The organism is Streptomyces sp. NPDC101393, assembly GCF_044767385.1.
Classification (GTDB): Bacteria; Actinomycetota; Actinomycetes; order Streptomycetales; family Streptomycetaceae; genus Streptomyces.
This window is the reverse complement of record NZ_JBIWNU010000002.1, coordinates 848,686-873,824: the sequence shown is the minus strand read 5'-3', so window position 1 is coordinate 873,824 and position 25,139 is coordinate 848,686. Positions and strand designations below refer to the sequence as shown.

Here is a 25,139-nt window from a genome sequence, read left to right as displayed (position 1 = left end):
CCTTCCTGGGGCGCGCGGTGCGCGGTGTGATCGTGCGGGATGCGGACGGCGCGGTTCACGAGACGGCGTCCTGACTGTCGGCGGATGCCGCCGGGGCTGCGCGACGGGTGGTGTCCGACGCCGCCGGCTGCGCGGGAACCACGGCGCCCGAGGCCGGTCGCGCCTGCCCGAGCTGCTTCTTCTTCCGGGACGAACGCGCCTTCGCGCCCGCGGCGTTGGGGTCGAGGGCGTCCCGCAGTCCGTCGCCGACGAAGGAGATGGACACGCCGATCAGCACCAGGCAGCCGGCCGGGAAGAAGAACAGCCACGGGTAGGTGGAGGCGTTGGTGGTGTTCTCGGCGATGACCGTGCCGAGGGAGACGTCCGGTGCCTGCACGCCGAACCCGAAGTACGACAGGCTGCTCTCGCCGATGACCGCGGCGCCGACCTGGATCACGGCGTCGATGATCAGCATCGAGGCCATGTTGGGCAGGATGTGCCGGAAGATGATGACCGGTGCCGGGACCCCCATGTACTTGGCGGCCTTGACGAATTCGCGGTCCTTGAGCGTGAAGGTCATGGACCGTACGACGCGACCGGTGATCATCCAGCTGAAGGCGCCGAGCAGGAACACGAAGATCAGCCAGGTGGCGCCGCGGAACGCCGGCGACAGGACGGCGATGATCAGGAACGACGGCATCACCAGCAGCAGGTCGACGACCCACATCAGCACCCGGTCGGTCCAGCCGCCGAAGTACGCGGCGAACGCGCCGACGGTGGCGGCCAGGAAGGTCGAGATGACCCCCACCAGGAGGCCGATGACCAGCGACTTCTGCAGACCGCGCATGGTGAGCGAGAAGAGGTCGACGCCGCCTTGCGTGGTGCCCCACCAGTGGTCCCCGGAGGGGTCGGAGAGGAAGTTCATGTAGTCGTGCTGCTGGTAGTCCCATTTGGTGAGGAACGGCCCGGCGTACGCGCCGAGGAACAGCAGCACCAGCAGCACCAGCCCGAAGAGCGCCAGTCGGTTACGGGCGAAGCGACGGGCCGTCAGCCGCAGCCGTGAGGTGCGGGCCTTGGCCGTTCGGCCTTCGGGGTCGCCGGGTGGGACGGGGCCGGGGACCGGTTCGGTCGCGGGGGGCAGCTGGACGCTCATCGCGCGCTCTCCTGAAGGGCGGTGGGGTGGGGCCGGTCGGCGACGGTGTGCCTGCCGGCGGTAGCCGGGGGAGGGTCAGCGGACCCGTACGCGCGGATCGAGCGCCGCGTACAGCAGGTCGGACAGCAAGCCGGCGATCAGCACCAGCACGGCCGTGAACAGCCCGACCGTGGCGACCGAGTTGACGTCCTGTTTGTTGATCGAGTCGACGAGCAGCTCACCCATGCCGTGCCAGCCGAAGGTCTTCTCGGTGAAGGTCGCGCCGGTGAAGAGCAGCACGATGTTGTAGACCAACAGGGGCACGACGGGCAGAATCGCAGTCCGCAGCCCGTGCTTGACCAGGGCCTTTCGTCGCCGCAGCCCCTTGGCGCGGGCGGTGCGCAAGAAGTCGCTGCCGAGGACGTCGAGCATGGTGGACCGCTGGTAGCGGCTGTAGAGCGCGACCTGCAGGATGATCAGGGTGAGCGCCGGGAGCAGCATGTGCTGGGCGCGGTTGACGAGGGCTTCGAGATTCCACTGCCCCGCGTACTGCGCGTCGTACTCACCGAGCACCTTGATGCTCTGCGAGCCGTTGTTGAGCGCGGTGGCGCCGATCTTCAGCGCGACACCGATCACGAACACCGGCATGGCCAGTACGAAGAAGGAGGCCAGGGTGGTGAAGCGGTCGAAGAGACGGTACTGGCGGATCGCACCGAACGCGCCGAGGGCGACACCCCCGATGGAGCCGACGATGGTGGCCATCAGCAGCAGCCGGGTGGAGACCCCCACCCGGCGGCCGAAATCGTCGTTGACGTTGTCGCCGTCGATGGTCTTGCCGAGGTCGCCGTGGACGACGCCGTTCGCCCAGTGACCGAACCGGGACAGGATCGGGGTGTCCGGGTTCATGTGGTAGTCGTCGAGCGTCTTGGTGATCGACGACGCGGGCAACGGCGGGTTGCGGCCCTCGAACTTGGCGCGGGGGTTGAGGCTGAGCCCGGCCAGGAAGTAGGTGAGGGAGGCGGCGACGATCACCAGGACCAGATAGTTCGCCAGTCGGCGCAGCAAATAGCGGCCCATGGTGATGCCTCTCCCTTGTGCGCACCGAGTCAGCACGTGTGCGGCTGAGGTGGGGTCGGTGCGGATCGAGCACATCTTTTATGTGTTTGACAAGTTTGTCGATCACAGGATGTTTACGGACCGATAACGCGAACTCCCGTGCCAGGTGAGGGCATTGCGGGTGCCGCAAGCGGATTCGATGGTCATGTCGCACGTTTGGGTTCGATTCGCAGGCGCGACCGCTGATGCGGGTGCTGAATCCGATATCCGAACACCCTGCGAACGTGACGTGCTACGCGGCCAGTTGGCGAAGACTTTACGCCCGGGTAGCACGTCGGGAGCGGTGCGGACCGGCGGTCTCCCCGCGCCGAGTGTGTCTCCGTCGGCCAACTTGGCCGTACCCGCCGCCGCGTCCTCCCGGTGCCGGGGCCCCGCGGCAGCGCGCACCGTGATCACGGGGACATCGGTCGGGTCGGGGTCAGGACCGCGGTCGGGGTCGATGGAGTGGTCCGGAGGTGTGAGCTGCCGCTACAGTGCGCTCTTTGTTCGAATTGCCAAGGTGATCCAGGGGGAGATCATGAGTGTCCAACTGCGGGAAACCGCACAGGCTTTGGCGCAGACACTGTGGCGGGAGCACACCGTCTACCGCGAGCGGTCCGGGGGAGTGGTCATCCGGGGCGAGCATGTACAGCGCTGGATCAGCCTCGCGCCGGCAGGAGGCAGGGACGAGATCCTCGTCCGCGTGGGGCGCATCCTCGACGGTGGCACCACCGCGCCTGCGCGATCGGAAGCCGTGGTGCCGCTCTCCACCGAGACCGTCCAGCTCGCGGCGACCTGCCGCCGGCTGCTCGCCGAAGCGGCCTCCGGCCCCACTCAGGGCGCTGCCAGGCCGGCGTCCTCTCATCGCACGGGCAACTCCGGTGCGCGAAGCGGTCGGAGAGCGGGCGGCAGGGGATTCGGCTACTGGGCCATCGTCGCCTGCGTGGTCGGGATTGCGGCCCTCGCGGTCTATGGCGCTTCGGTGGGGACGTAGCGGGCCCGGCCGTGTCCCGTGCTTGGGGAGGCGTCTGCCCATGAGCGAGGACGCCGCTGGGGGTGGCCGGAGGCCGACGAGGTGTCAACGGCCTCTGGTCCAAGGGACCTCTGACGTACGGGGTCCCTGACGTGCGGGTCCCTGACGTGCGGGTCCCTGACCTGCGGGGGTCCCTGACGTGCGGCGGTGGGCTCGTCATGTACGCCGCACACAGGACCGTGCCGGCCCTTTGGTGACCACCCGCCTGACCGGCGGCAGGCCCGTCGGCCGGGTGGGCGCGCTATCGCCCCGGTCGTCTCAGCACGCAGTCTCCGCACAGCCCTCCGCCCGGTACGCGGTAGTACAGGCAGCAGCTGCGCCGTGAGAATTCCGGGACGGTGGGATCCAGGGTTCCGCAGTCGCGCAGCGGATCGTCGTCGAGCAGGGAAGCCGTCAGTGCCACGGCCCGTTCCGCCGCGTCCGGATGACCCGTCTTGCGGCACCAGCCGTGCAGCACACGGAGAGTGCCGACGAGCGCGGAGGCGGCGTTGCCCCACAACAGCCGGGCGGAGATCGAGGTCACGGCGCTGATGGCCTCCTGCAGCGGCACCAGGTGACCGTGCAGGACCGCTGCCCGTAGCCGGCTCGTGAGGTCTTCCTCCGCGGCCGGGCGCAGGGGCGACGGGGCGGGAAGCCAGAGTTCGTCGGGGGTGCTGCGGTCCGGATGCCACCACAGGGCGTCGCCGCCTAGATCGGGGACGCGTCCGGCCAGCACCGCCGGCGCGAGGGCGATCGACCACAGGCGCCCGGCGAGCCCCTGCTGAACGAGGGACGCGGCGACCCGCCGCTCCGCCGTGCCGAGCCGCACGGCCACGGTGTCCACGCGGCTGCGCAGAGCCGGTGAGGCTCCCTCTCCGTACAGCTCCGCCAAGGGCAGAAAGCCCTGGTCGCGTGGTGAACCGGCGCCGGTCCGTACCGAGAAGAACGGCCCCACGGCGGCGCTGCGACCGAGGGTCGCGGCCATCGGCTCCTGCGGCACCGGTCCTCCTCGGCTGGGCTGGGCTGCCATCCCGGATCGTACGGCCGAGGTTCGAGGTTTTCCGCCGTGACCTCGGTCTCGCGGGCGCTGAAGCGGGCCGCTCCCGTTCGCGTGCAGGGCTCGCGCTGCGAAAACCTGTAAAAGGTGCCAACGACAGGACGCCTGGACACCTTGGTATCTCGCGTCGGAGTATCCGGCTCTTTGTTAATTCTGCCAATGTTTTCTGGAGGGTCTTCCGCATAGGCTTGAGCCTCGTCGAAGGGGAGTTCCGGTGAGCAAGATCTATGCGGGTGCGCGGCTGAGGCGGTTGCGGGAGGAGCGCAGGCTCAGCCAGGCGGAGCTTGCGCGCAGGCTGGAGATCTCGCCGAGCTATCTCAATCAGATGGAGCACGACTCACGGCCGCTCACCGTCCCGGTGCTGCTGCGGCTGACCGAGGCGTTCGGTGTCGACGCGAGCTTCTTCTCGGAGCGGGACACCAGCCGACTCGTCGCCGACCTGCGCGAGACCCTCGCGAACGAGGTCGCCACGGCCCAGGTCTCCCCGTCCGACCTGGCGCAACTGGCCACCCAGATGCCGGCCGCCGCCTCGGTCCTGCTGGAGCTCGGCCGGCGCAACCACGCCCTGACCCAGCAGCTGGCCGTGGCGGCCGAAGGCCGGGACGGCGAGGTGCCGGCTCTGCCACGGTCCCCGCACGAGGAGATCCGGGAGTTCTTCTACCGCCGGCAGAACTACCTCCACGACGCCGACCTGGCCGCGGAGGGTCTCGCCCGCGACATCGGCATCGGCCCCGGTGAGGTGCTGCGGGTCCTGACCGCACGGCTCACCGACCACCACGGGGTACGCATCGCGTCGGACTCCGGACAACCGCACCGCTACGACCCCGTGGCCCGCGTACTGCACCTGTCCAGCCGCCTGCGACCGGGCCAGCAGGCATTCCGGATGGCCACCCAGCTCGCACTCCTCGAATGCGGCGACGAGCTCTCCGCGCTGGCGGCTGAGGACTACGCGGAGGGCTCCGACACCTGGTCGCTCGCCCGGATCGGCGTGGCGAACTACTTCGCCGCCGCCCTGATCCTTCCCTACCGCGCCTTCCACGCCGCCGCGGAGGAGGTCCGCTACGACATCGAGCGACTCACCGACCAGTTCGGCCTGGGCTACGAGACGGTGTGCCACCGCCTCAGCACGCTGCAGCGCCCCCGGCTGCGCGGAGTGCCGTTCTCCTTCGTCCGCGTCGACCGGGCCGGCAACATGTCCAAGCGGCAATCCGCCACCGGCTTTCACTTCTCGCGCGCCGGTGGCACCTGCCCGCTGTGGAACGTCTACGAGGCGTTCGCCGCGCCCGGCCGTATCCATGTCCAGATCGCCGCCATGCCGGACGGCCAGCGCTATCTGTGGACCGCCCGTGCCGTCACCCGCCACCGCGGCGGCTGGGGCGAGCCGGGCAAGACCTTTGCCATCGGCCTCGGTTGCGAGATCCGGCACGCCTCCCGGCTGGTGTACTCCGACGGCCTCGACCTCGACAACACCGCCGCCGCCACCCCCATCGGCATGGGCTGCCGCATCTGTGAACGCCTCGACTGCCCCCAGCGTGCCGTGCCGCCCCTGGGACAGCCGCTGGCCATCAACGAGAACAGCAGCACCTTCGTGCCCTACCCCGTGGCGGATGCATCGGCCTGAGCCACCCGTTCGGTCTGGGCCTCCCGTTGGCCGGATGGGGCCCGAGTCCGGTCAGCCGTCGGCGGCGGACAGGCGCATCGCCTCACCCGCCGTCACGGGATCTCCCGCGTCGACGGAGTGCAGGACGTGCGCCAGGACCTCCGCGCCCCGGACCACCCGAGGCCCCGGCCGGTTGAAGTACGCGGGCCCGTCGAGGATCCAGACGGCATCGTTGCGTACGGCGGGCAGTTCGTCCCAGCCCGGCAGTTCGGTGAGCACATGGCGTTCCCGCAGGGTGCGTTCGGGGCTGAAGCCGCAGGGCAGTACGAGGATGACGTCGGGGCGCGCGGCGCGTACGGCACTCCACTCCATCGGCGCGGTGTGCTCGCCCGGCGCCGCCAGCAGCGGCGCGCCTCCGGCGCAGCTGATCTGCTCCGGGACCCAGTGGCCCGCGGGCCAGAGAGGGTCGAGCCACTCGATGGCGACCACGCGGGGCCGTGGCCGCCCGGCGGTCAGCTGTTCCACCTTCGCCAGGCGTGTACGCAGCTCCGCGCGCCGCAGTTCCGCACGTTCGCGCACGCCCAGCTGCGCGCCCACGGTGACCAGGCAGTCCAGTACCTCGTCCAGGGTCCGCGGCTCCAGGCTGAGCATCTTGGTACCGGCGTCCAGGACCCGCACGGCCTTCGAGACGCTGCTGTACGACACCGCGCACACGTCACAGAGGTCCTGGGTGAGTACGACGTCCGGGGCGAGGGCGGCGAGGGCCTCGGTGTCGAGGGTGTAGAGCGAGGAGCCGGTGTGGGAGGCGCCGCCCACCGCGTCGGAGATCTCCCGGCTGCTCAGGGTGTCCGCGGAGAATTCGGCAGCCGTGACGGCGGGCACCCCCGAGACGGCCTCGGGCGGCCAGTCGCATTCGTGGGTGCGGCCCACCAGGTCGGCGGTCAGACCGAGTTCGGCCACGATGTCGGTGGCGGCCGGGAGCAGGGAGACGATGCGCATGGTTCGACCCTAGGGTCTGTCGTGTGGATCACGCCGGGCTCGCGGGGTCCGGCACGCGCATCTGCTGCGTTGTCGTCAATCAGCAACGCTCCGCGTTGCCTCGATCCTCCGCCGTGCAGCTGCACGCACCGGACCCCGCTCCCTGATCCGGCGTGATCCGAACGACAGACCCCAGGTCCCCTCGGGCGGCGGGGCGGGGTGGACTTACTAGGACGTCCAACTATATGTTCGTCGGCAAGCCCGCGGTGCAGGGAAGCCGGTGTGAATCCGGCGCGGTCCCGCCACTGTGACCGGGAAGTGTGCTCTTCGAGCAGGACAGGCCACTGACGGAGAAATCCGTCGGGAAGGCCGGAGAGCGCGCGGTGATCCGGGAGTCAGGATACCGGCCGCGGGGTGTTCCGTGTTGTCCACGAGGATGGAGCAGACACGCATGGCACCGGTCCGTACCCACGACCCAGGTGATCCGGCGGAGCAGGCGGCGGCATACGCCGACCTCTAGTTCCGCGACGGCTCTTCGGCCTTCGCGTCCCACGGCCTGCCCGTGCCCGCACCCCACAGGGTGCGGTCCTCGGCCTGCCGTGCCATCCCCGGATCGCACCTGACGAGAGCAGGCTCTCATGGTCCGTGAACTGACACATTTCATCGGCGGCAAGCACACACCGGGAACCTCCGGGCTCTTCGCCGACGTGTACGACCCCAACACCGGCCTGGTCCAGGCCCGGGTCCCGCTGGCCGGGCGGGCCGACACCGAGCGGGCGATCGCCGATGCCGAGTCGGCGCAGCAGGAGTGGGGCGAGTGGAATCCGCAGCGCCGCGCCCGGGTGCTGCTGAAGTTCCTCCAACTCGTCGACGGAGAGCGGGAGTCACTGGCCCGCATGCTCTCCGCCGAGCACGGCAAGACCGTCGCCGACGCGCACGGTGACCTTCAGCGCGGCTTGGAGGTCGTCGAGTTCGCCGCCGGGATCCCGCATCTGCTCAAGGGGGAGTTCACCGACAATGCGGGGGGCGGCATAGACGTCCACTCGCTGCGCCGTCCGCTCGGCGTCACGGCCGGTATCACCCCGTTCAACTTCCCCGCGATGATCCCGTTGTGGAAGGCCGCCCCGGCCGTCGCCTGCGGCAACGCCTTCCTCCTCAAGCCGTCGGAACGCGCCCCGTCCGTACCCCTGCGACTCGCGGAACTCTTCCTGGAGGCCGGCCTGCCGCCCGGTGTGCTGAACGTCGTCAACGGCGGCAAGGAAGCGGTCGACATCCTTCTCGCGGACCCGCGCGTACAGGCCGTCGGCTTCGTCGGCTCGACCCCGATCGCCGCCGACATCTATGCCACCGCCGCCCGGCACGGCAAGCGCGCCCAGTGCTTCGGGGGCGCCAAGAACCACATGATCGTGATGCCGGACGCCGATCTCGACCAGGCCGTGGACGCCCTGATCGGTGCCGGGTACGGATCGGCCGGCGAGCGCTGCATGGCGATCTCCGTCGCCGTTCCGGTGGGTGAGGACACCGCCGACCGCCTGGTCGCCCGCCTCAAGGAGCGTCTCGCCACCCTGCGGATCGGTGCCTCCCACGACCCCGACGCCGACTTCGGCCCGCTGGTGAGCCGGGACGCCCTCGACCGGGTACGCCGCTACGTCGACATCGGCGTCACCGAAGGAGCCGAACTCATCGTCGACGGACGGGACTTCAGCCTCCCCGGCCATGAGAACGGCTTCTTCGCAGGGGCCTCGCTCTTCGACCGGGTCGCCCCGGCGATGCGGATCTACCGGGAGGAGATCTTCGGCCCGGTCCTCTGCGTGGTGCGCGCCGCCGACTACGAGGAGGCACTGCGACTGCCCAGCGAGCACCCGTACGGCAACGGGGTGGCGATCTTCACGCGGGACGGTGACACCGCCCGCGACTTCAGCCGCCGCGTCAACACCGGCATGGTCGGCGTCAACGTCCCCATTCCGGTACCCGTCGCCTACCACACCTTCGGCGGCTGGAAGCGGTCCGGCTTCGGCGACCTGAACCAGCACGGGCCGGACGCCATCCGCTTCTACACCCGTACGAAGACCGTCACCTCGCGCTGGCCCTCCGGGGCCAAGGAGGGCGCGAGCTTCACCCTCCCGACGATGGGCTGAGCCCGATGAACAGCACTCTCACCAAGGACCAGCTCGCCCTGGCCGAAGTCACCCTCGACTTCACCGAGGAACACCTCACACCGCACGCCGTCGCCTGGGACCGCGACAAGCACTTCCCGGTCGATGTGCTGCGCAAGGCCGCCGGCCTCGGCCTGGGCGGTGTCTATGTACGGGAGGAATCCGGCGGCTCCGGCCTCACCCGCAGCGACGGGGCCCTCATCTTCGAGGTCCTCGCGACCGGCTGCCCGTCCATCGCCGGCTATCTCTCCATCCACAACATGGTCGCCTGGATGATCGACCGGTACGGCGACGGGTCCCAACGCGCCCGCTGGCTCCCGGATCTGTGCTCCATGGAAGCGCTGGGCAGCTACTGCCTGACCGAACCGGGTGCCGGATCGGACGCCGCGGCACTGCGCACCCGTGCCGAACGCGACGGCGGCCACTACGTCCTGACCGGCGTCAAGCAGTTCATCTCCGGAGCGGGCGCGTCACAGGTCTACGTCGTGATGGCCCGCACCGGCGAGGGGGGCCATGACGGGATCTCCGCCTTCGTCGTCGAACGGGACGACCCGGGGCTGTCCTTCGGCCCCAACGAACAGAAAATGGGCTGGAACGCCCAGCCCACCCGCCAGGTGATCCTCGACGGCGTGCGCATCCCGGCCGACCGCCTGCTCGGGGCCGAGGGCGAGGGCTTCCGCATCGCCATGTCGGGCCTCAACGGCGGTCGCCTCGGGATCGCCGCCTGCTCCCTGGGAGGCGCGCGGAGCGCACTGCACCGCAGCCTGACCTACCTCGCCGACCGTGAGGCGTTCGGCGCGCCTCTCCTGAACGCGCAGGCGCTCCAGTTCCGGCTCGCCGACATGGCGACCGAGCTGGCCGCCGCCCGCGCGCTGGTACGGCAGGCGGCCGACGCGCTCGACCGGGAAGACGCGCAGGCGCCGCAGCTGTGTGCCATGGCCAAGAGGTTCGCCACGGACACCGGCTACTCCGTAGCCGACCGGGCGCTGCAACTGCACGGCGGCTACGGCTACCTCAGCGAGTACGGCATCGAAAAGATCGTCCGGGACCTCCGCGTCCACCAGATCCTGGAAGGAACCAACGAGATAATGCGCCTCATCGTGGCCCGCGGGCTCACGGAGGTCGTCCGATGAGCGCACACGAGGACGCCGTACTGGCGGCCGTCGAGGGCCGCATGGGGCGTCTCACCCTGAACCGGCCCCGGGCCCTCAACGCCCTCACCCACGAGATGGTGCGCCGCATCACCGCGACCCTGGAGGAATGGGAACGCGATCCTGCGGTCGAGACCGTGGTGATCACCGGGGCGGGGGAGCGCGGTCTGTGTGCCGGCGGCGACATCCGCCAGATCCATGCGGACGCCCGCGCCGGCGGCGGCGACACCTCGGCCGCCTTCTGGCGCGACGAGTACCGGCTCAACGCCCGGATCGCCCGCTGTCCCAAGCCCTACGTGGCCCTCATGGACGGCATCGTGATGGGCGGGGGAGTCGGCGTCTCGGCGCACGGCAGCGTACGCATCGTCACCGAACGCTCCCGGATCGCCATGCCGGAGACCGGCATCGGCTTCGTGCCCGACGTGGGGGGCACCTACCTGCTGGCCCTGGCCCCGGGGCAGTTGGGCACCCATCTGGCGCTGACCGGGACGACCGTGGGAGCCGCGGACGCGCTGCTGTGCGGGCTCGCGGACCACTTCATCCCCTCACACCGGCTGCCGGAACTGCTCCAGGCCCTCGCCACGAGGGCGGTGACCGACGTACTCCCCTCATTCGTGGGTGCGGCGCCGCCCGGCGAACTGGGCGCGCACCAGGAGTGGATCGACCACTGCTATGCCGCCGACACCGTCGAGGAGATCGTGAACCGGCTCTTCGCGAACGGTGCCCCGGCCGCGAAGACGGCAGCCGAATCGATGCTCGCCAAATCCCCCACCGCGCTGAAGGTCACGCTGGCCGCATTGCGCAAGGCGCGCAGCCTGGGACCGCTGGAGGCGGTCCTCGACCAGGAGTACCGCGTCTCCTGCGCGGCCCTGTCCGCCCCGGACCTGGTGGAGGGCATCCGCGCGCAGGTGATCGACAAGGACCGCACACCGCGCTGGACGCCCGCCACCCTCACCGAGGTGACGGACGACGACGTGGCCCGCTTTTTCGCCCCGCTCGGTGACCGGGAGCTGTCCCTGGCCACCGGCGACTCCCCGCAGGAGGTTCCGTGGTGAGCAAGGTCATCGCTTTCATCGGCCTCGGCCACATGGGCGGCCCCATGGCCGCCAACCTGGTGCAGGCCGGGCACCGGGTCCTCGGCTACGACCTGGCGGCCGACTCGCTGGCGGCTGCCACCGCGGCGGGTGTCGAGACCGCCGGATCGGCGCCGGCAGCCGCGTCCGGCGCGGACGTGGTGATCACCATGCTCCCCGCGGGCCGGCATGTCCTCGCCCTCTACCGCGACGAGGGGCTTCTCGCCGCGGCCAGGCCGGGCACGCTGTTCATCGACTGCTCCACCATCGACGTCGCTGATGCCCGCCGCGCCCACGAGGCGGCCACCGCCGCCGGTCACCGGGCCTTGGACGCACCGGTCTCGGGCGGTGTCGTGGGAGCCGAGGCGGCGACGCTGACCTTCATGACGGGGGGCGGCGCGGCCGAGTTCGCCGAGGCCGAGCCGCTGCTGTCCGCGATGGGCAGGAAGGCGGTCCACTGCGGGGCCGCGGGGGCCGGACAGGCCGCGAAGATCTGCAACAACATGATCCTCGGCATCTCGATGATCGCCGTCAGCGAGGCCTTCGTCCTGGGCGAGAGCCTCGGCCTGTCCCATCAGGCCCTCTTCGACGTGGCCTCCACCGCCTCCGGACAGTGCTGGGCCCTCACCGTCAACTGCCCGGTCCCGGGCCCCGTCCCCTCCAGCCCCGCCAACCGCGACTACCTTCCCGGCTTCGGGGCACCGCTGATGGCCAAGGACCTGGGGCTGGCCGCCAATGCGGTGCGAGCGAGCGGTGTGCGAGCCGAACTCGGCCTGAAAGCAGCAGAGTTGTACGCCGCGTACGCGGCGAACACCGGCACGGACGAGGACTTCTCCGGAATCCTGCGGACCCTGCGGGACCAAGCGCCCGGCGAGCCCGGGGGCGCACCCGGCAATGACACGGAAGGCGGCACCCCCGCATGACCCACCCCTACGACACGGCATACGAGACGATCCTCGTCGAACGCAAGGGCCGCACCGCCCTGGTGACCCTGAACCGCCCGAAGGCGCTGAACGCCCTCAGCCTCCAGGTGATGACCGAAGTCGTCGCGGCCACCGAGGCACTGGACCGGGACCCGGACGTCGGCTGCCTCGTGCTCACCGGATCGGCCAAGGCCTTCGCGGCCGGAGCCGACATCAAGGAGATGGCCCCGCAGGGTTATCTCGACATGTATCTGAGCGACTGGTTCACCGCCTGGGACCGGCTGGGGCAGCTGCGCACGCCGACCGTCGCGGCCGTCTCCGGCTTCGCCCTCGGCGGCGGCTGCGAACTCGCCATGCTCTGCGACATCCTGCTGGCCGCCGACACCGCGGTCTTCGGGCAGCCGGAGATCAAGCTCGGTGTCATCCCGGGCATCGGCGGCTCCCAGCGGCTGACCCGCGCCGTCGGCAAGGCCAAGGCGATGGAGATGTGCCTGACCGGCCGCACCATGGACGCCACCGAGGCGGAGCGCGCCGGCCTGGTGTCCCGGGTCATCCCCGCGGACGACCTGCTCGGCGAGGCCCTCACGGTCGCCGGGACCGTCGCGGGGATGTCGCTGCCGGTCGCGATGATGGCGAAGGAGGCCGTCTCCCGGGCCTTCGAGACGACCCTCACCGAGGGCGTCCGCTTCGAACGGCGCCTGTTCCACGCGGTGTTCGCGACCGCCGACCAGAAGGAGGGCATGAGCGCCTTCGTCGACAAGCGGCCGCCGGACTTCCGCCACCACTGAGCGGACGGGCCGTATCCGGTGTGGGCCGCTGTCCCCGATGACAGCGGCTCACGCCGAAGGCGATGGCCCGCGGTGCTCTCGTCACCCGAGGCCCGGTGGGCCCGGGAGCGCGGGGGTGCCGTCCTGCCGGGCGTCACCTGTCGCGCGCAGCACGGTGGAGGGCTCGGTAGGGTCGTCGGCGTGCGGGACGTGCGAGTGGTGTTGATCGGCGGGACGTCGAATGTCGGCAAGTCGACCCTCGCGCGCGAGGTTGCGGCGAGGCTCGGCTTCGCGTGTCGGTCGACGGACGGGCCGGCCCGGCATCCCGGGCGCCCTTGGCGGACTCCTGAGTGGGAAGTACCGGCACACGTCGCCGAGCACTACCGGTCGCTGGCGATGGACGAGCTGATCACGTCGGTTCTCGACCACTACGGGCGCCTGTGGCCCCGCATCGAGGCGCTGATCACGGCCCACGCGGCTGAGAACTCCGACCGGCCAGGACTGGTCCTGGAAGGGTCCGCGCTGTGGCCCGTCCACGTCGCGGGGCTCGACGCTCCCGGCACGGCCGCCGTGTGGCTCACGGCGGACGACGCCGTCCTCCGTGCCCGGGTGCATGCGGCGGGGAACTACCAGGGAGCAACGGCCGGAGAGCAGCTCCTGATGGAGAAGTTCCTGGCTCGCACGGAGCGCTACCAGGCCCTCATGGCCGAGGCCGTCGACCGACTGGGCCTGGAACGCATCGACTCGGGGGACGGGCGGGACGTTGCCGAGCTGGTCGACTCGGTGCTCGCGGCCGTCTACGCCCAGAACCCGACGGGTCCGCCATCCGCCGGTCGGTGACCCACCTGGTGTGCTCGTCCGGACCGATCGGGTGGGGGCGGCTCAACCAGCGGGACCCCGGAGACCCGCACCTGCCGGCCGCGGCCCGGGGCCGTCGGCGCGCAGCAGGCACGCATCCATGATCCAGCCATGACGCTCCCGGGCCGCGGCCCGCAACTCCAGGACCTGGTCGGCCACTTCGTCCAGCGGCCCGGAGACGAGCAGCTCTTCCGGTGTCCCGACGTAGGCCCCCCAATACATCCACCAGCCCTCCGTCCGGTGAGCGGTGAGTGCCGCGCCGACATCGAGCATCACGGCGACGTCCTCGCCCTCGGCGAGCCCGGCCCCGGCGACCTGCCGCCCGGGGGCGATGCGGACCGGACGGCCGAGCCGGGTCAGCGTCGTACGGTGGCGGGCGGCCAGTACCGAGACGCTGCTCACCCCGGGAATCACGTCGTAGGTGAAGGGCACCGCACCGCGGGCGGTGACCTCCTCCAGCGTGTCGATCGTGCTGTCGTAGAGCGCGGGGTCGCCCCACACCAGGAACGCGCCGGTCCGGCCCGGCTCCAGCTCGTCGAGGATGAGCCGCTCGTACAGGTCGGCGCGGCGGTGGCGCCAGTCGACGACCTGGGCCTGATAGCGGGCCGGGCTCGCGGGGGAGCGATCGCGCCTTGGGTCCGCCGCCTCGACCACCCGGTGCCCCGGGCCGGCGTGCTCGGCCACCAGATCTCTGCGCAGCCGGGTCAGCTCGGACGCCCGCGCGCCCTTGTCCAGCAGGAAGAACACCTCGCAGGTCCGCAGGGCGCGCACCGCGGCCAGCGTCACATGCTCCGGATCCCCCGAGCCGATCCCGATGACCCGGATCCGCCGCAAGCCTTCCTCGCTCATGAGGACACCGCCGCGGACGGCCCCGCCGCACAGACGGCCGGAAGGGGGTGGCCGGGCGCGGTACCGCCGTCCGGGCCGGCCGCGCCGGCCTCCCCCTCCTCGGTCTCTCCCGGGTACATGATCTGGACGTCACGCAGCAGACCGTCCACAAGGTCGTCCACGTCGAGTCGCTTCTCCACCGAACGCAGATCGGTCAGCCCGGCCCGGAGGGAGGCACGGGGCGGCGCGAGGAGCTTGCAGCAGTCCTCGTCCGGCAGCACGGAGATCTCCGCGGTGCCGATGGACCGGGCCTCGTCGATGATCTCCTGCTTCTCCCAGCCGACCAGCGGCCGCAGCATTGGCAGGGTGGCGGCCTCGTCCACCGCGGCCATGTTCGCCAGGGTCTGGCTGGCCACCTGCCCCAGGCTGTCACCGGTCACCAGCGCCTCCGCCCGGGTCCGGCCCGCCAGTGCGGAAGCCGTGCGGGCCATCAGCCGCCGCTGTGCGACGACCTGGAGCTTGCCGGCTCCTGCGATGGCCAGTTGCTTCTGGGCGTGGCCGAGGGCGATGACGTGCAGCCGCCCGCCGGGCTGATAGCGGTTGAGTTCACGGGCGAGGGCGTACGCCTTGTAGACGGAAGCGGCGTTCGTGTAGGGAGCGCCGGTGAAGTGGACGAAGTCGCAGCGCAGCCCGCGGCGCATCGCCCGGTAGGCCGCCACCGGTGAGTCGTACCCGCCGGAGAGCAGCACCAGGGCGCGGCCGCTGGAGCCGACGGGCAGCCCGCCCGCCCCCTGGTGACGGGTCCAGGAGACGTAGCTCTCCTTGTGGTCGATCTCGACGGAGACCCGGACATCCGGGCTGGAGAGGTTCACCGGCACACGTCCCAGAGCTTCCTGGACGCGCGCACCGAGAAACCGCTCGAACTGCGACGAGGTCATCTCGAAGCTCTTGTCCCGGCGCTTGACCCGCACGGCGAAGGTGATCCCGGGCCGCTCGGCACGGGCGCCGGCGAGCGCGTCCACGACTGCCGTCGTGATGTCCGCGACGGTGCTCGGGAGGCGCAGGGCGGGCTCCACCGCGTTGAACCCCATCACCCTGCGGGCGCGCTCCACGAGGACGTCCTGCGGTACCTCGCCCCCGAGCACGGTGATGTTGTGGCCGGACGTGATCCACGTGGAGCCGCCGATGCCCCTCAGGGCGCGGCGGAGATTGTCGTGCAGCCGCTCGGTGAACAGGTGCCGGTTGCGGCCCTTGAGAAAGATCTCACCGTGTTTGAGCAGGACACAGGGCCCGCTCGGGTGCCCAGTTCTGGGGGAGGGGATGGACGTGATGCTCGGTTCACCGGGCACGAAACTCTCCTTCGCGAGTTCGTCGTGCGGACCGGCGCCGGGCCGTGAACGGGATGCGGCCCGCCCTCGTCGTGCGCAGGGTTGAAGGAATCGCACCACTCGCTCAGCGGCCCCGTCACCGGGTCGCTGTGCATACGTGCGTGGTGATCGCACCGCGCACGAGCAGTGGCAGGTCTTCGGACTCGTGGGCACGTCCCTGGGGACGGGACACCTACTGGCCGTCGCTTCCCGGGTCACACGCGTACCCAGTGCTCGATGACGGCGGTCGTTCCCACTCACCGCTGCGAGGCAGTCCCGGCATCCCACCGGGTTCCCTCTTACGACACCCCGCCTGGCGGACGGGACGAACCAGCTGCGGGTCCAGGGTAGACAAGGCTGCGCACGGTGCGTGCACCAGCAGGGGGAGGGGAGGCAGGGGGAGACGGAAGCACCGTCCGCTGGGGGAGTGGCGGCACGGGCGTGAGCGCGGGTGTGAGCGCGAGCCTGCCTACCCCGCGTGCTGTCGGCGCACCATCTCGGTGATCCAGATGGGCGCGAACGGAGACGTGCAGCCCGGGGGCGTCGGGTAGTCCTTGAGCACCTCCAGGCGCTCACCGATATCGAGGGCACGGGTGCGGAGCTCGGCGTGCTCGATGCCGATCTGAGCCAGGCAGTGATTCATCGCCCACTGCAGGCGAGCCGGGGCGTCCTTCATCTCCGCCTCGATGACGTCGAGCAGTCCTGCGAGGTCGAGGTCCTCGGGCTTCTTCGCCACGCGTTCGGTGGTCAGGGCCCAGCCGGCACTCGCCACCACCGGATCCGGATCGGCGGACCAGGCCAGGCGCAGCTCCTGGGAGTGCGGGTTCTTCTTCACCACGTAGTTCACGAGCCAGTCGTGCACCTTGGGCGTCCGTGCCTCGCGCAGCATGACGTCCAACTCGTCACGCCCGAACGCCTTGGGGCGGCAGATCAGGAGCGCCAGCAGCCTCGCCGCGGTGTCATCCGTCTCCCAGAGCCGGCACGCGAGGTCCTGCTGCGTCTTCAACCGCTTCGCGAGCGCGCGCAGCTTGGTGAGGTTCACACCGTGATCGTCACCGTGCTTCTCGTTCACCGCGCGTACCTTCGGGTCTTCCAGCGCGGCCAGCTCGGCCCTCACCTCGGCCACCGTCGGTGTCGTCCCGGCCATCTCGGCCTCCCCTCTCTCACGTGCGGGAACGACCCTATGACGGAAGTCGGCCTCTTGTCGTACCTACCCGGGCCGGGCGAGGGCGTGGGCGGTGGGCCGTGGCCGGTCAGGCCGGCGCGGGCCCGCTTTGCGTTCCTGGGGCCCGGCCGCCACCTTCTCTTCCGTACGTCCACTTGCCCGGTGTGCCGCTTCCGGTGCCTTACGCCGGCCCGCATGCGCGGTAGGCATCAGCGGCGAGCGGAAGCGGCTCGCCCGCGGTCTCGGCTTCGCAGGCGATCGGCTTCTTGGTGAGATCCAGCAGATCCAGTGTGGGCATGTTCCTCTCCAGCGTAGGGACGTCCTGCGGGTCGAGAAGGGCCTTGGTGATCTTGTGCAGGGGGTTGCCGGCCGGCTTGAGTCCGTCACCGGTGTCAGCTGACGCGGGGGAGGCGAGAGCGGTGGCTGCGGCGGCGACCAGGACCGCGGCGAGGATCGTGCGCTTCACGTGTTTTCCCTTCTCGGTCGGCGCGAGGTGCGCCGACGCACCCTGGGACAACGGGAGCGGCTTGCCGGGGTTACGGCATCCTGTGGTGCCCGATAAAGACCGGTACCGCCGCTTTTCTCTCGGCGCGCCATCGCCGAGGCCCCCACCGTCCCGCTGCGGGCGACTGCGGGCGGCCGGGCTGCGGGGCAACCGGGCCCGGCCGCAGATACGGCGGAGTCATGGTGCCGACCGTTCTCGGCATCCGGATCCTCGACCTTGCCTTGCCTTGCCTCGACCTTGCCTTGCGGTGCGGTGCGGTGTCAGCAGCGCATCCTGTCCAGTTCGCTGCCGATCGCCTCCCGTAGCGCTTCATGCCGCGGACCGAGCCTGAACTGCTCGTCGCTCCAGCGTTCGCGGGGATAGAGCCACACCGGAGCGCCCACCAGATCTGCTGGCTCCCACGCGAACCGCGGCCAGACATGCGCATGCAGGAACGGGTCCGTGTTCCCCAGGATCTCCAGATTCACCCGGCGGAAGGCCGGGTCCAGTCGTCGGCAGGACCGCTCCACGGCCTCGCCGAGCTGGTCCATGTCGGACAGGAACGACAGCCGCTTGGCCCTCGGCAGGTCCGAGAGGCGCTGCACACCCGGTTCGTCCACGAGCAGAACCGAGTAGCCAGGCAGGAACTGCACATCCCCGATCACCGCGAAGCCCGACGTCAAACGCCGCAGCACGGTCGGGTTCTCACCCCTCAGCGCGGTCCCGATCCGGTCCGCCCGCCAGTCACCAGTCATCACCGGAACCTACCTTGAGGTGGCAAGGAACTCTCTGCGCCTCCCATCCTCCGCTCGCCGGTGAAAGCCGAAGCAGGTGGGTGAGGAGCGGGCGGGCGTGGCCCTGCCGACCAGAGGAGCGGCACGGCACCGCGGGGTCAACTCGTCGTGCTCGTCGCCCTGTTGGTGACACAGAAGCCAGGCGCGGTCGCACGATCTCCACCGCGTTGCTGAGATCGGCACCTGGACTGCCTACTTCAAGCCGACTGTGATGTCGCGCCACACAGGGATCGGTGACTTAGGCGGTTCGCCGTCGTGCCGGGGCCCCGCACCGGGACTCCGGGGGGTCCGGCCCGGCACTTCCTGGGGCGGGGCTGCCCCAACCGCCACTTCCCTCCCACCGGTGGCCGACCGTTTCCCGGTACTCACCGTCCCGGTCGAGTAAAGAAACCGTGACGATGAGTAGTGCGTGGCCTTGCGACAAGTGGCCGGTAAGGACTGTCCCCGAAACGGCCTTTAGGCAATCATGGAGAACGACCGAGCGCCGGGGTGGTCATCGTGGCTCACCTGGAGGGTGGATAAGGGTTCCGTAATTCGTCTGCCTTCATCGAGGGGAGTGGCCCGTCGGTTCTCTGGTTCTGACCGATTCAGGGACTCAGGGTTTTTCCGACGAGGCATGGTGCACAGGAGCGGCGAACGCCCTTCCTTCCGTCCGCGGGAAGCAGCTTCCCTCGGTCCCTACGGTTCTCATGGTCCTCATGGCAGGAGTGGGCGAAGTCGCGGGTGACCTCGCGCAGTTCGCCGGCCGCCGGGCCGCCACGATGGCCCCTTTAGTGATCATGCGCGTTCGAAGACGTCGGTACGGTATTTATCCAGTGGACCGGTGCGTCAATGTGGCCCCCACACTGACCGCGATCCAGACCTGCGTGAACTGGAGTGAAGCAAGATGACGACAAGCACGGCAACCACACTTCACGATCAAGTCGCCTCGCTCATGGATGAGCTGGACCGCCACCCGGTCTACGACAACGAGTACTTCAAGTTCCTGGAGAACTCGCCATGGAACAGCAGGACCTACGACTTCCACCGGGCGAACTTCTTCCAGCGCACCGAGGGCACCGTCAAAGGCATAGCCCACGTGTGCGCGCAGGCGGCGGCCAACGACGATCGGGACACGCTGGTCCTGTTCTCGTACATCCTCAATGAGGAGGCGGGCAACGGCGAGGCCGCGCATTGCCATGAGGTGTTAATGGAAAATGCCCACAATCTGCATGGTGCGGTCGAGTTCGGTCTGCCGCCGTTGCTCGTGAAGGGCGCGCGGAACAGTGACCTGGTCATCCCGGAGACGTTCGCCTACCGCGAGCGCACCCGGGAGCTGCTGGGCGCCAACTACCACCGCATGCTGGGCGTCGCGATGGCCCTGGAGTCCCACGCCGACAGGATGCTGCAGGTCTGCCGTACGGCGTTCCGCAACAGCAACAAGAAGCAGCCGCCATCCGAGTTCGTCGACAACGTCGAGATCTACTTCAACGTCCACGTCGGCGATGAGGGCGTCGAGGAACGCCATGCCGCCGATGCGAAGAAGTGCGTCCAGAACAACTGCCGCACCGACGCCGACGTCGCCGAGATCGCCTACGGCGCGAACGAGACGCTGAAGATACAACAGGAAATGTGGAACGCGATGCACAAGGCCGTCAGCGAGTTGAATTCCTAGCGGGGAGAGGTGACTCGGCCGATCGTGCAGAAAAATCGTGGCATTTCTGACGCCGTCCTGAGCATTCCGGAATCGGCGACTCACGGAACCGCGGCGAAGATCGTCGCGCTCAACCAGGCACTCCCCGAGGGCGATCAGATCATCGACCTCAGCATCGGCGCGCTGGATACGCCTACCGATCCCCGGATCGACCGAGGCGTGATCGAGTTCGTGGAGAAGCAGTCCGAGACGATTCATGCGTTCGCTCCGGTCAAGGGATTCCCGTTCCTCTTGGAGTCCGTGGCCGCGCGTGTGGCTCGCCTGCACGGCATCGCGTACGACCCGGGCAGTGAAATCATGGTCACGCCGGGCGGTGTGAAAGGTTCGATTTCGGCGACCTTCCATGCCCTGCTGAATCCCGGCGACGAAGTCGTGATCCCCGTGCCCAACTGGCCGCACTACTCGGACATGTTGCGGCTGCACGAAGCCATCCCGAAAACCGTCCTGGTCACGGCGCAGGAGGGCCTGACGGCGCCGGCTCTTGAGGCAGCGCTTTCGGAGCGAACCAAGATGGTCGTGCTGGGCGACTGCATCAACCCGACAGGAAAGGTCTACTCGACCGAGGAACTGTCGGCGCTGGCCGATGTCGTCGCCCGGCACAATGCGCGGCGCGAATCCCGCGGCGAGAGCCCGGTCCATGTCCTCTTCGACTCTCCCTATGAGGCCCACATCGTGGGGGAGCGTGCCAAGACGTTTGCCGCCATCGACGTTCCGCTCCCCGGCCGCGGCAGCTGCTCGATGCGGCAGTGGACCGTGGCAGTCACCGGACCGGGCAAGACGTACGGCATGCACGGCGATCGGATCGGCTACCTCTGCGGTCCGCAGGACATCGTGGACGCGGCGGCACGCGCACAGGTCAACCTCACCTCGTTCGCGTCCACGTACGGCCAGGTCGCCACGCACATCGCCCTGCAGCCGGAAATGGACGAGGTGGCGACCTCCAGGGCGGAGGTCGCGCGCACTCATCTCACGGCCATGCTGCGCGAGCTCGATGCCGTCCCCGGGTTGAAGATCAGCCCCGCCCAAGGGGGCTACTTCCTGTTCGTCGACTTCTCGAGCTATGCCGACGCCTACCGGAAGCACGGCTACGACACCGCCGATCAGTTTCTGCTGGCCGAGGCCAAGGTCGCCACGATCGGAGGCGGCCACTTCGCGGAAGGCCACCTCCTGGACCACTTCGTGCGGATCAACTGCGGCCGGACCGGCTCGCTCGTGAGCGAGGCCGGTGCCCGTATCAGGCGCGCTCTCACACGCTTGGAGTCCTGACCTGAATGCCAACATGAGGGGAACCGTCGCCTACTGCATCATCGGCACCGGTTTCGCCGGCACCTGCGCGTTATGGCATCTGGTGCAGCGACTCACCGATCCACGCCGCAGGCCCTCGCTCCCACCCTCGGCCCTCACGATCGTCACGGTGGAGCGGGGGTCGGTGAACGGGCCGGGATACCCCTACGCGAAGGACAACGTCCAGCTTGCCCATCGGTGCAACAACGAGGCGAGCACCATGGGCATCCACGGCAATGATTTCGTCGATTGGCTGGTCGAGCGCAAGCCATGGCTCATCAAGGAGCATCCGGAGTTGGTCCTGGAGACCCACCCCGGAATCGAGCTCGATGCGTGGCAGCCCGACGACGGTGAGTTCTATCCGCGCGCGTTGTTCGGCAGATATCTCGAAGAACGGTTCCAGGAGGCCGTCGAGCGGGCCCGCGCTCATGGCATCGGCACACAGCAGTACCTGCGCCACGAGGCCGTCGACGGCTACGCGACGGAGCAGGGTTTCGCCCTCTCCCTCCGTAGCCTCGATACCGGCCACGAAGTCACCGTGGACGGGCTCGACCGCGTCCTGCTGAGCACCGGGCACTGGCAGGCCAGGACGACCGACGCACTCTCCGCAGACGGCGGATACGTCGCGTCGCCCTACCCGCCGGACGCAGTGAAGGCTGCCGTCGCCGAACGCATCCGCTCACGGCGCGCACGCGGCGAGCGGCCCTGTGTGTTCGTTCAGGGGATGGGCCCGAGCGGTATCGACGCCATCATGACCTTGTGCGGTGACGGCGAGTTCACGTACACCGACGACGGTCACATCGCGTCGTACCGGCCGGTGGCGTACGCCGGCGAGGAGCCGTTGCACATTGTCGCCGGGTCGCGCAGCGGGTTCTTCTCTCCCGTGCGGGGGCCGCTCGCACCCTACGAGCCGCACCATCTCACGGAGGAGAATCTCGCGGAGATCCGGCGCGATCACCAAGGGCAATTGAAGATCGAGCGCATTCTGGACCTCTTGGACAAGGACCTGGAGCGGGCAACGGCGGGGGCGGTGAGGTGGCACGACGTCACCCACCCCCGCTATCCCTCCGCCAGGGAAAAGCTCGCGAGCGATCTCCGGGACTCGTACACCGGAAACCTCGTCTACACCATCGCCTTGAAAGCGCGCAGGATGCGCTTCTACAGCCGGCTGGAACCGTCTGACAAGGCGACGTACGACCGTCTGCTCGACACCCACTTCATCCGGACGGCCGTGCCGATGCCGTCCGCGAACGCGGAAAAGCTCCTCGCCCTGATGGACGCCGGAATTCTGACGACCGTGCGGCAGGGCTATGACGCGCCGCGCACAGCGGTGGGGGAGGACGGCGATTTCCGGATCTCCTACCGGTCCGACGAGGGCGGGCGGTCGACCTTGCGGGCAGACTGTGTGATCAGTGCCGGCGGGCACGACTTCAGCATGGAGAACCATCCGTCACCGCTGGTGCAGAACCTTCTGACGCGAGGCGAGATCGTCCCGCATGAGGAAGGCGGATACGTCACAGGCGGCATCGCGCTCGACGCCCGCGGTGGGTACCGGGTGATGAAGCGGACGGGCGGCGTACGTGTTCCGTCGCCGTATCTCGCCTCCTACGGTTCGCCCGTCAGGTTCTGGCAGCACGAACACAATTTCGCCGGCGCATTCGTCGAGGCAGCCGAGTGGGTTGCCGAGGACTGGCTCGACGCCGCGGCGGCCGTCACCGCACGATCCGCGGCCGTCGATGGACCCGGGTTGGTCAGTACCGAGACAGGGAGTTGAGCCATGGAGATGAAAGAGTTCCACTATCAGGACGGTCTGCGGGTCAGTCTGTTCAATCTCGACCACAAGGCAGTCCCGTATCACTTCCACAATGAAGTGTCCGACATGATGTATTGCTCACGGGGCCAGATCGCGATCGAGTTGCCCGACACGGACGAGGTGTTCACCGTCCATCCGGATCAGGTGTTCCAGGTTCCCCACCCGAGCAAGCACCGGTTCGTCAATGGGGCACCCGTCGGAACGCCGTCCCGCTACGTCCTCCTGCAGATCGGCGCATTCGACATCAACTTCGTCCCGGCCGCCAAGGACATCGCGGGGCAGTTCGCCGAGCGCACGGCGACGCGCGTCACGGGCGACGCCGTCTACATCGAGGATCGCAAGAGCGACATCATCAAACTCGCCGATCACTTCGAACAGGAGAGGCCCGAGGTCCTGGACCCGGAGGAGCAGGCGGACGTCGTGGCGGCACTGCGCTGCTTCGCTTCCCGTGGCGTGGAGAGCGTGCACCCGGGGGGCGGCCGCAACTCTTGACGGACACGGCCCTGGCCTCCTTCGACGTGGCCACCGTCACGTTGATCGTGGTGACGTTCTTCGTGGGTGGGTTGGTCAAGGGTTTGACCGGCCTCGGTCTGCCACCCGTCGTTCTCGGGATTCTCGCTGCGACGATCGGGATCAACCCCGCGAAGGCGCTGATTCTCCTCCCGACGTTCCTGACCAATGTCCTGCAGGCCTCGCGAGGTGGTCACGGCCGGGAAGTCGTCCGGCTCACGTGGCCGTTCCTGCTGGCGGCCACGGCCTTCACCGTCTCGGGTGCGTTCACGCTGAGCTACTTCCGGGCGGACGTGATGTCGTCGCTGCTCGGCCTGGGGCTCGCGGTGTACGGGATGCTGGGGCTGTTCAGGTTGCGGGTGAACATCAGAGACAGATGGTGGCACCACCCCGCGGGTGTGGTCTCCGGAGCCGTCAATGGTTTCCTCACCGGAATGACCGGCTCGTCAGCCGTCCCAGGGGTTTTCTATCTGCAGTCCATTGGGCTGCTGCGCGATCAACTGGTGCAGAGCATGGGGATCCTCTTCACGCTCTCCACCGTTGGTCTCGCATGGTCACTGCGGACGCAAGACCTGCTCAGCATGAATCTCGGCGTCATGTCGGCCGCCGCCCTGGCCCCGGCGTTTCTCGGTATGTCGATCGGTGAACGGATCCGCCGGGGGATCTCCGAGGACAAGTTTCGAACGGTGCTGTGTGTCGCCCTGCTGCTCCTCGGCCTCTACATCGCGATACAGAGTCTGACCGGCTGATGAGGCCTCATAAAAAACGAGAGGACGCCATATGGATCACGGTCTCGCCGAACTGCTGGGTGAGCTGGAGGAATTCGGCCACGCCAACGACACGGCGGCGGACGACCGAAGTCGGAAGATGCTGAACATCACCCACGACACCGGCGTATTCCTCGCGCTCCTCATCAAGGCTTGCAAGGCCCGGAACGTGCTGGAGATCGGGACGTCGAACGGCTACTCGACGTTGTGGCTCGCCGATGCCGTGGGTGAGGGCGGGTCGGTCACCACCATCGAAAAGGCACCTCACAAGCTCGCGATGGCTGAGCGGAACTTTCAGCGCGCGGGGCTGGGTCCCCGGATTCAGCAGATCGCGGGCGACGCCGGCCGATTCATCGCGTCGTGCGACGCGGGTGCGTACGACTTCATCTTTCTGGACAGCGACCGCGAACAGTACGCCGACTGGTGGCCGTCGTTGCAGCGGATCCTCGCGGACGGCCGCCTCCTCGTGGTCGACAACGCGGTCTCCCACGCCCACCAGTTGGAGGACTTCAACCGGCTGGTCGCGGCATCGGACGGCTACCTCGACTCCCTTTCCCCGATTGGGAAAGGCGAGTTGGTGATTCTCAAAGACACCTAGCAGGCCCTGATGCTCTTCCTGCCGCGGGCGGCCGTCCGGATCTGAGGCGAATTCA

General features: G+C 69.0%; 23 protein-coding genes and 2 riboswitches. Of the genes, 14 read left to right on the top strand and 9 right to left on the bottom strand.

The window, feature by feature from the left end; all coding sequences use genetic code 11:
• Positions 1-55: 55 nt before the first annotated feature.
• Together ACIRQ7_RS09580 and ACIRQ7_RS09575 are read right to left on the bottom strand one after the other, a co-directional pair.
• On the bottom strand, positions 56-1,132 hold the full coding sequence (locus ACIRQ7_RS09580) for an ABC transporter permease (RefSeq protein WP_404261230.1): 1,077 nt from the start codon (positions 1,130-1,132) through the stop codon (positions 56-58).
• 75 nt (positions 1,133-1,207) lie between these two features.
• Positions 1,208-2,188, bottom strand: coding sequence for an ABC transporter permease (locus ACIRQ7_RS09575; protein ID WP_401467812.1), 981 nt, complete (start codon positions 2,186-2,188; stop codon positions 1,208-1,210).
• 556 nt (positions 2,189-2,744) lie between these two features.
• Between ACIRQ7_RS09575 and ACIRQ7_RS09570 the strand changes: the two genes are divergently transcribed.
• On the top strand, positions 2,745-3,200 hold the full coding sequence (locus ACIRQ7_RS09570; RefSeq protein WP_404261228.1) for a hypothetical protein: 456 nt from the start codon (positions 2,745-2,747) through the stop codon (positions 3,198-3,200).
• A gap of 280 nt (positions 3,201-3,480) precedes the next feature.
• Here the strand turns inward: ACIRQ7_RS09570 and ACIRQ7_RS09565 are convergent, their stop codons facing one another.
• Positions 3,481-4,218 (bottom strand): (2Fe-2S)-binding protein, encoded by a 738-nt coding sequence (locus ACIRQ7_RS09565; RefSeq protein ID WP_404261226.1) that lies wholly within the window; start codon positions 4,216-4,218, stop codon positions 3,481-3,483.
• Between the two features lie 271 nt (positions 4,219-4,489).
• On the opposite strand from ACIRQ7_RS09565, the gene ACIRQ7_RS09560 reads away from it, so the two are divergent.
• Positions 4,490-5,896, top strand: coding sequence for a short-chain fatty acyl-CoA regulator family protein (locus ACIRQ7_RS09560; protein WP_404261224.1), 1,407 nt, complete (start codon positions 4,490-4,492; stop codon positions 5,894-5,896).
• A gap of 51 nt (positions 5,897-5,947) precedes the next feature.
• Here ACIRQ7_RS09560 and ACIRQ7_RS09555 read toward each other — a convergent pair whose 3' ends face one another.
• The gene (locus tag ACIRQ7_RS09555; RefSeq protein WP_404261222.1) at positions 5,948-6,874 is read right to left on the bottom strand and encodes a cobalamin-binding protein; all 927 of its coding nucleotides are present in this window, start codon (positions 6,872-6,874) and stop codon (positions 5,948-5,950) included.
• A 215-nt stretch (positions 6,875-7,089) separates the two neighbouring features.
• Positions 7,090-7,280, top strand: a riboswitch (cobalamin riboswitch).
• 211 nt (positions 7,281-7,491) lie between these two features.
• Here ACIRQ7_RS09555 and ACIRQ7_RS09550 point away from each other — a divergent pair.
• The 6 genes from ACIRQ7_RS09550 (at position 7,492) to ACIRQ7_RS09525 (ending at position 13,763) form a co-directional block, all read left to right on the top strand.
• Complete coding sequence (locus tag ACIRQ7_RS09550) at positions 7,492-8,991, top strand: CoA-acylating methylmalonate-semialdehyde dehydrogenase (RefSeq protein ID WP_404261220.1); 1,500 nt, start codon at positions 7,492-7,494, stop codon at positions 8,989-8,991.
• A 5-nt stretch (positions 8,992-8,996) separates the two neighbouring features.
• Positions 8,997-10,142, top strand: coding sequence for an acyl-CoA dehydrogenase family protein (locus ACIRQ7_RS09545; protein ID WP_404261218.1), 1,146 nt, complete (start codon positions 8,997-8,999; stop codon positions 10,140-10,142).
• Positions 10,139-11,215, top strand: a complete 1,077-nt coding sequence (locus ACIRQ7_RS09540) for an enoyl-CoA hydratase/isomerase family protein (protein WP_404261216.1) — start codon at positions 10,139-10,141, stop codon at positions 11,213-11,215. Before ACIRQ7_RS09545 ends, ACIRQ7_RS09540 begins: the two co-directional genes overlap by 4 nt.
• Entirely contained in the window at positions 11,212-12,156 is a 945-nt protein-coding gene (gene mmsB, locus ACIRQ7_RS09535; protein WP_404261370.1) for a 3-hydroxyisobutyrate dehydrogenase, read from the top strand. Before ACIRQ7_RS09540 ends, mmsB begins: the two co-directional genes overlap by 4 nt.
• The gene (locus ACIRQ7_RS09530; protein WP_401467831.1) at positions 12,153-12,944 is read left to right on the top strand and encodes an enoyl-CoA hydratase; all 792 of its coding nucleotides are present in this window, start codon (positions 12,153-12,155) and stop codon (positions 12,942-12,944) included. The genes mmsB and ACIRQ7_RS09530 overlap by 4 nt, the downstream gene beginning before the upstream one ends.
• Positions 12,945-13,124: 180 nt before the next feature.
• Complete coding sequence (locus tag ACIRQ7_RS09525) at positions 13,125-13,763, top strand: AAA family ATPase (protein ID WP_404261214.1); 639 nt, start codon at positions 13,125-13,127, stop codon at positions 13,761-13,763.
• Between the two features lie 42 nt (positions 13,764-13,805).
• On the opposite strand, the gene cobF is transcribed toward ACIRQ7_RS09525, so the two are convergent.
• The 5 genes from cobF to ACIRQ7_RS09500 form a co-directional block, all read right to left on the bottom strand.
• Complete coding sequence (cobF, locus tag ACIRQ7_RS09520) at positions 13,806-14,630, bottom strand: precorrin-6A synthase (deacetylating) (RefSeq protein WP_404261212.1); 825 nt, start codon at positions 14,628-14,630, stop codon at positions 13,806-13,808.
• On the bottom strand, positions 14,627-15,958 hold the full coding sequence (gene thiI, locus ACIRQ7_RS09515; protein WP_404261210.1) for a tRNA uracil 4-sulfurtransferase ThiI: 1,332 nt from the start codon (positions 15,956-15,958) through the stop codon (positions 14,627-14,629). Before thiI ends, cobF begins: the two co-directional genes overlap by 4 nt.
• Before the next feature lie 149 nt (positions 15,959-16,107).
• Positions 16,108-16,326, bottom strand: a riboswitch (cobalamin riboswitch).
• A gap of 119 nt (positions 16,327-16,445) precedes the next feature.
• A complete protein-coding gene (locus ACIRQ7_RS09510; RefSeq protein WP_404261208.1) occupies positions 16,446-17,123 on the bottom strand; it encodes a DNA alkylation repair protein in 678 nt (225 codons plus the stop codon).
• 199 nt (positions 17,124-17,322) lie between these two features.
• A complete protein-coding gene (locus tag ACIRQ7_RS09505) occupies positions 17,323-17,607 on the bottom strand; it encodes a hypothetical protein (protein ID WP_404261206.1) in 285 nt (94 codons plus the stop codon).
• Positions 17,608-17,906: 299 nt separating this feature from the next.
• Positions 17,907-18,380, bottom strand: a complete 474-nt coding sequence (locus ACIRQ7_RS09500; protein ID WP_404261204.1) for a diadenosine tetraphosphate hydrolase — start codon at positions 18,378-18,380, stop codon at positions 17,907-17,909.
• Positions 18,381-19,305: 925 nt separating this feature from the next.
• Between ACIRQ7_RS09500 and ACIRQ7_RS09495 the strand changes: the two genes are divergently transcribed.
• The 6 genes from ACIRQ7_RS09495 to ACIRQ7_RS09470 are packed head-to-tail and all read left to right on the top strand — an operon-like array spanning position 19,306 to position 25,084.
• Entirely contained in the window at positions 19,306-20,073 is a 768-nt protein-coding gene (locus ACIRQ7_RS09495) for a hypothetical protein (RefSeq protein WP_404261203.1), read from the top strand.
• A gap of 24 nt (positions 20,074-20,097) precedes the next feature.
• Positions 20,098-21,378 carry a pyridoxal phosphate-dependent aminotransferase gene (locus ACIRQ7_RS09490; RefSeq protein WP_404261202.1) on the top strand — a complete coding sequence of 427 codons (1,281 nt, stop codon included), beginning with the start codon at positions 20,098-20,100 and terminating at the stop codon, positions 21,376-21,378.
• 13 nt (positions 21,379-21,391) lie between these two features.
• Entirely contained in the window at positions 21,392-23,170 is a 1,779-nt protein-coding gene (locus tag ACIRQ7_RS09485; protein ID WP_404261200.1) for an FAD/NAD(P)-binding protein, read from the top strand.
• A gap of 3 nt (positions 23,171-23,173) precedes the next feature.
• A complete protein-coding gene (locus tag ACIRQ7_RS09480; RefSeq protein ID WP_404261198.1) occupies positions 23,174-23,701 on the top strand; it encodes a hypothetical protein in 528 nt (175 codons plus the stop codon).
• Positions 23,698-24,468 carry a sulfite exporter TauE/SafE family protein gene (locus ACIRQ7_RS09475; RefSeq protein WP_404261197.1) on the top strand — a complete coding sequence of 257 codons (771 nt, stop codon included), beginning with the start codon at positions 23,698-23,700 and terminating at the stop codon, positions 24,466-24,468. The genes ACIRQ7_RS09480 and ACIRQ7_RS09475 overlap by 4 nt, the downstream gene beginning before the upstream one ends.
• Positions 24,469-24,499: 31 nt before the next feature.
• Positions 24,500-25,084: an O-methyltransferase gene (locus tag ACIRQ7_RS09470; protein WP_404261195.1), complete on the top strand. Its 585-nt coding sequence runs from the start codon at positions 24,500-24,502 to the stop codon at positions 25,082-25,084.
• Positions 25,085-25,139: the final 55 nt, after the last annotated feature.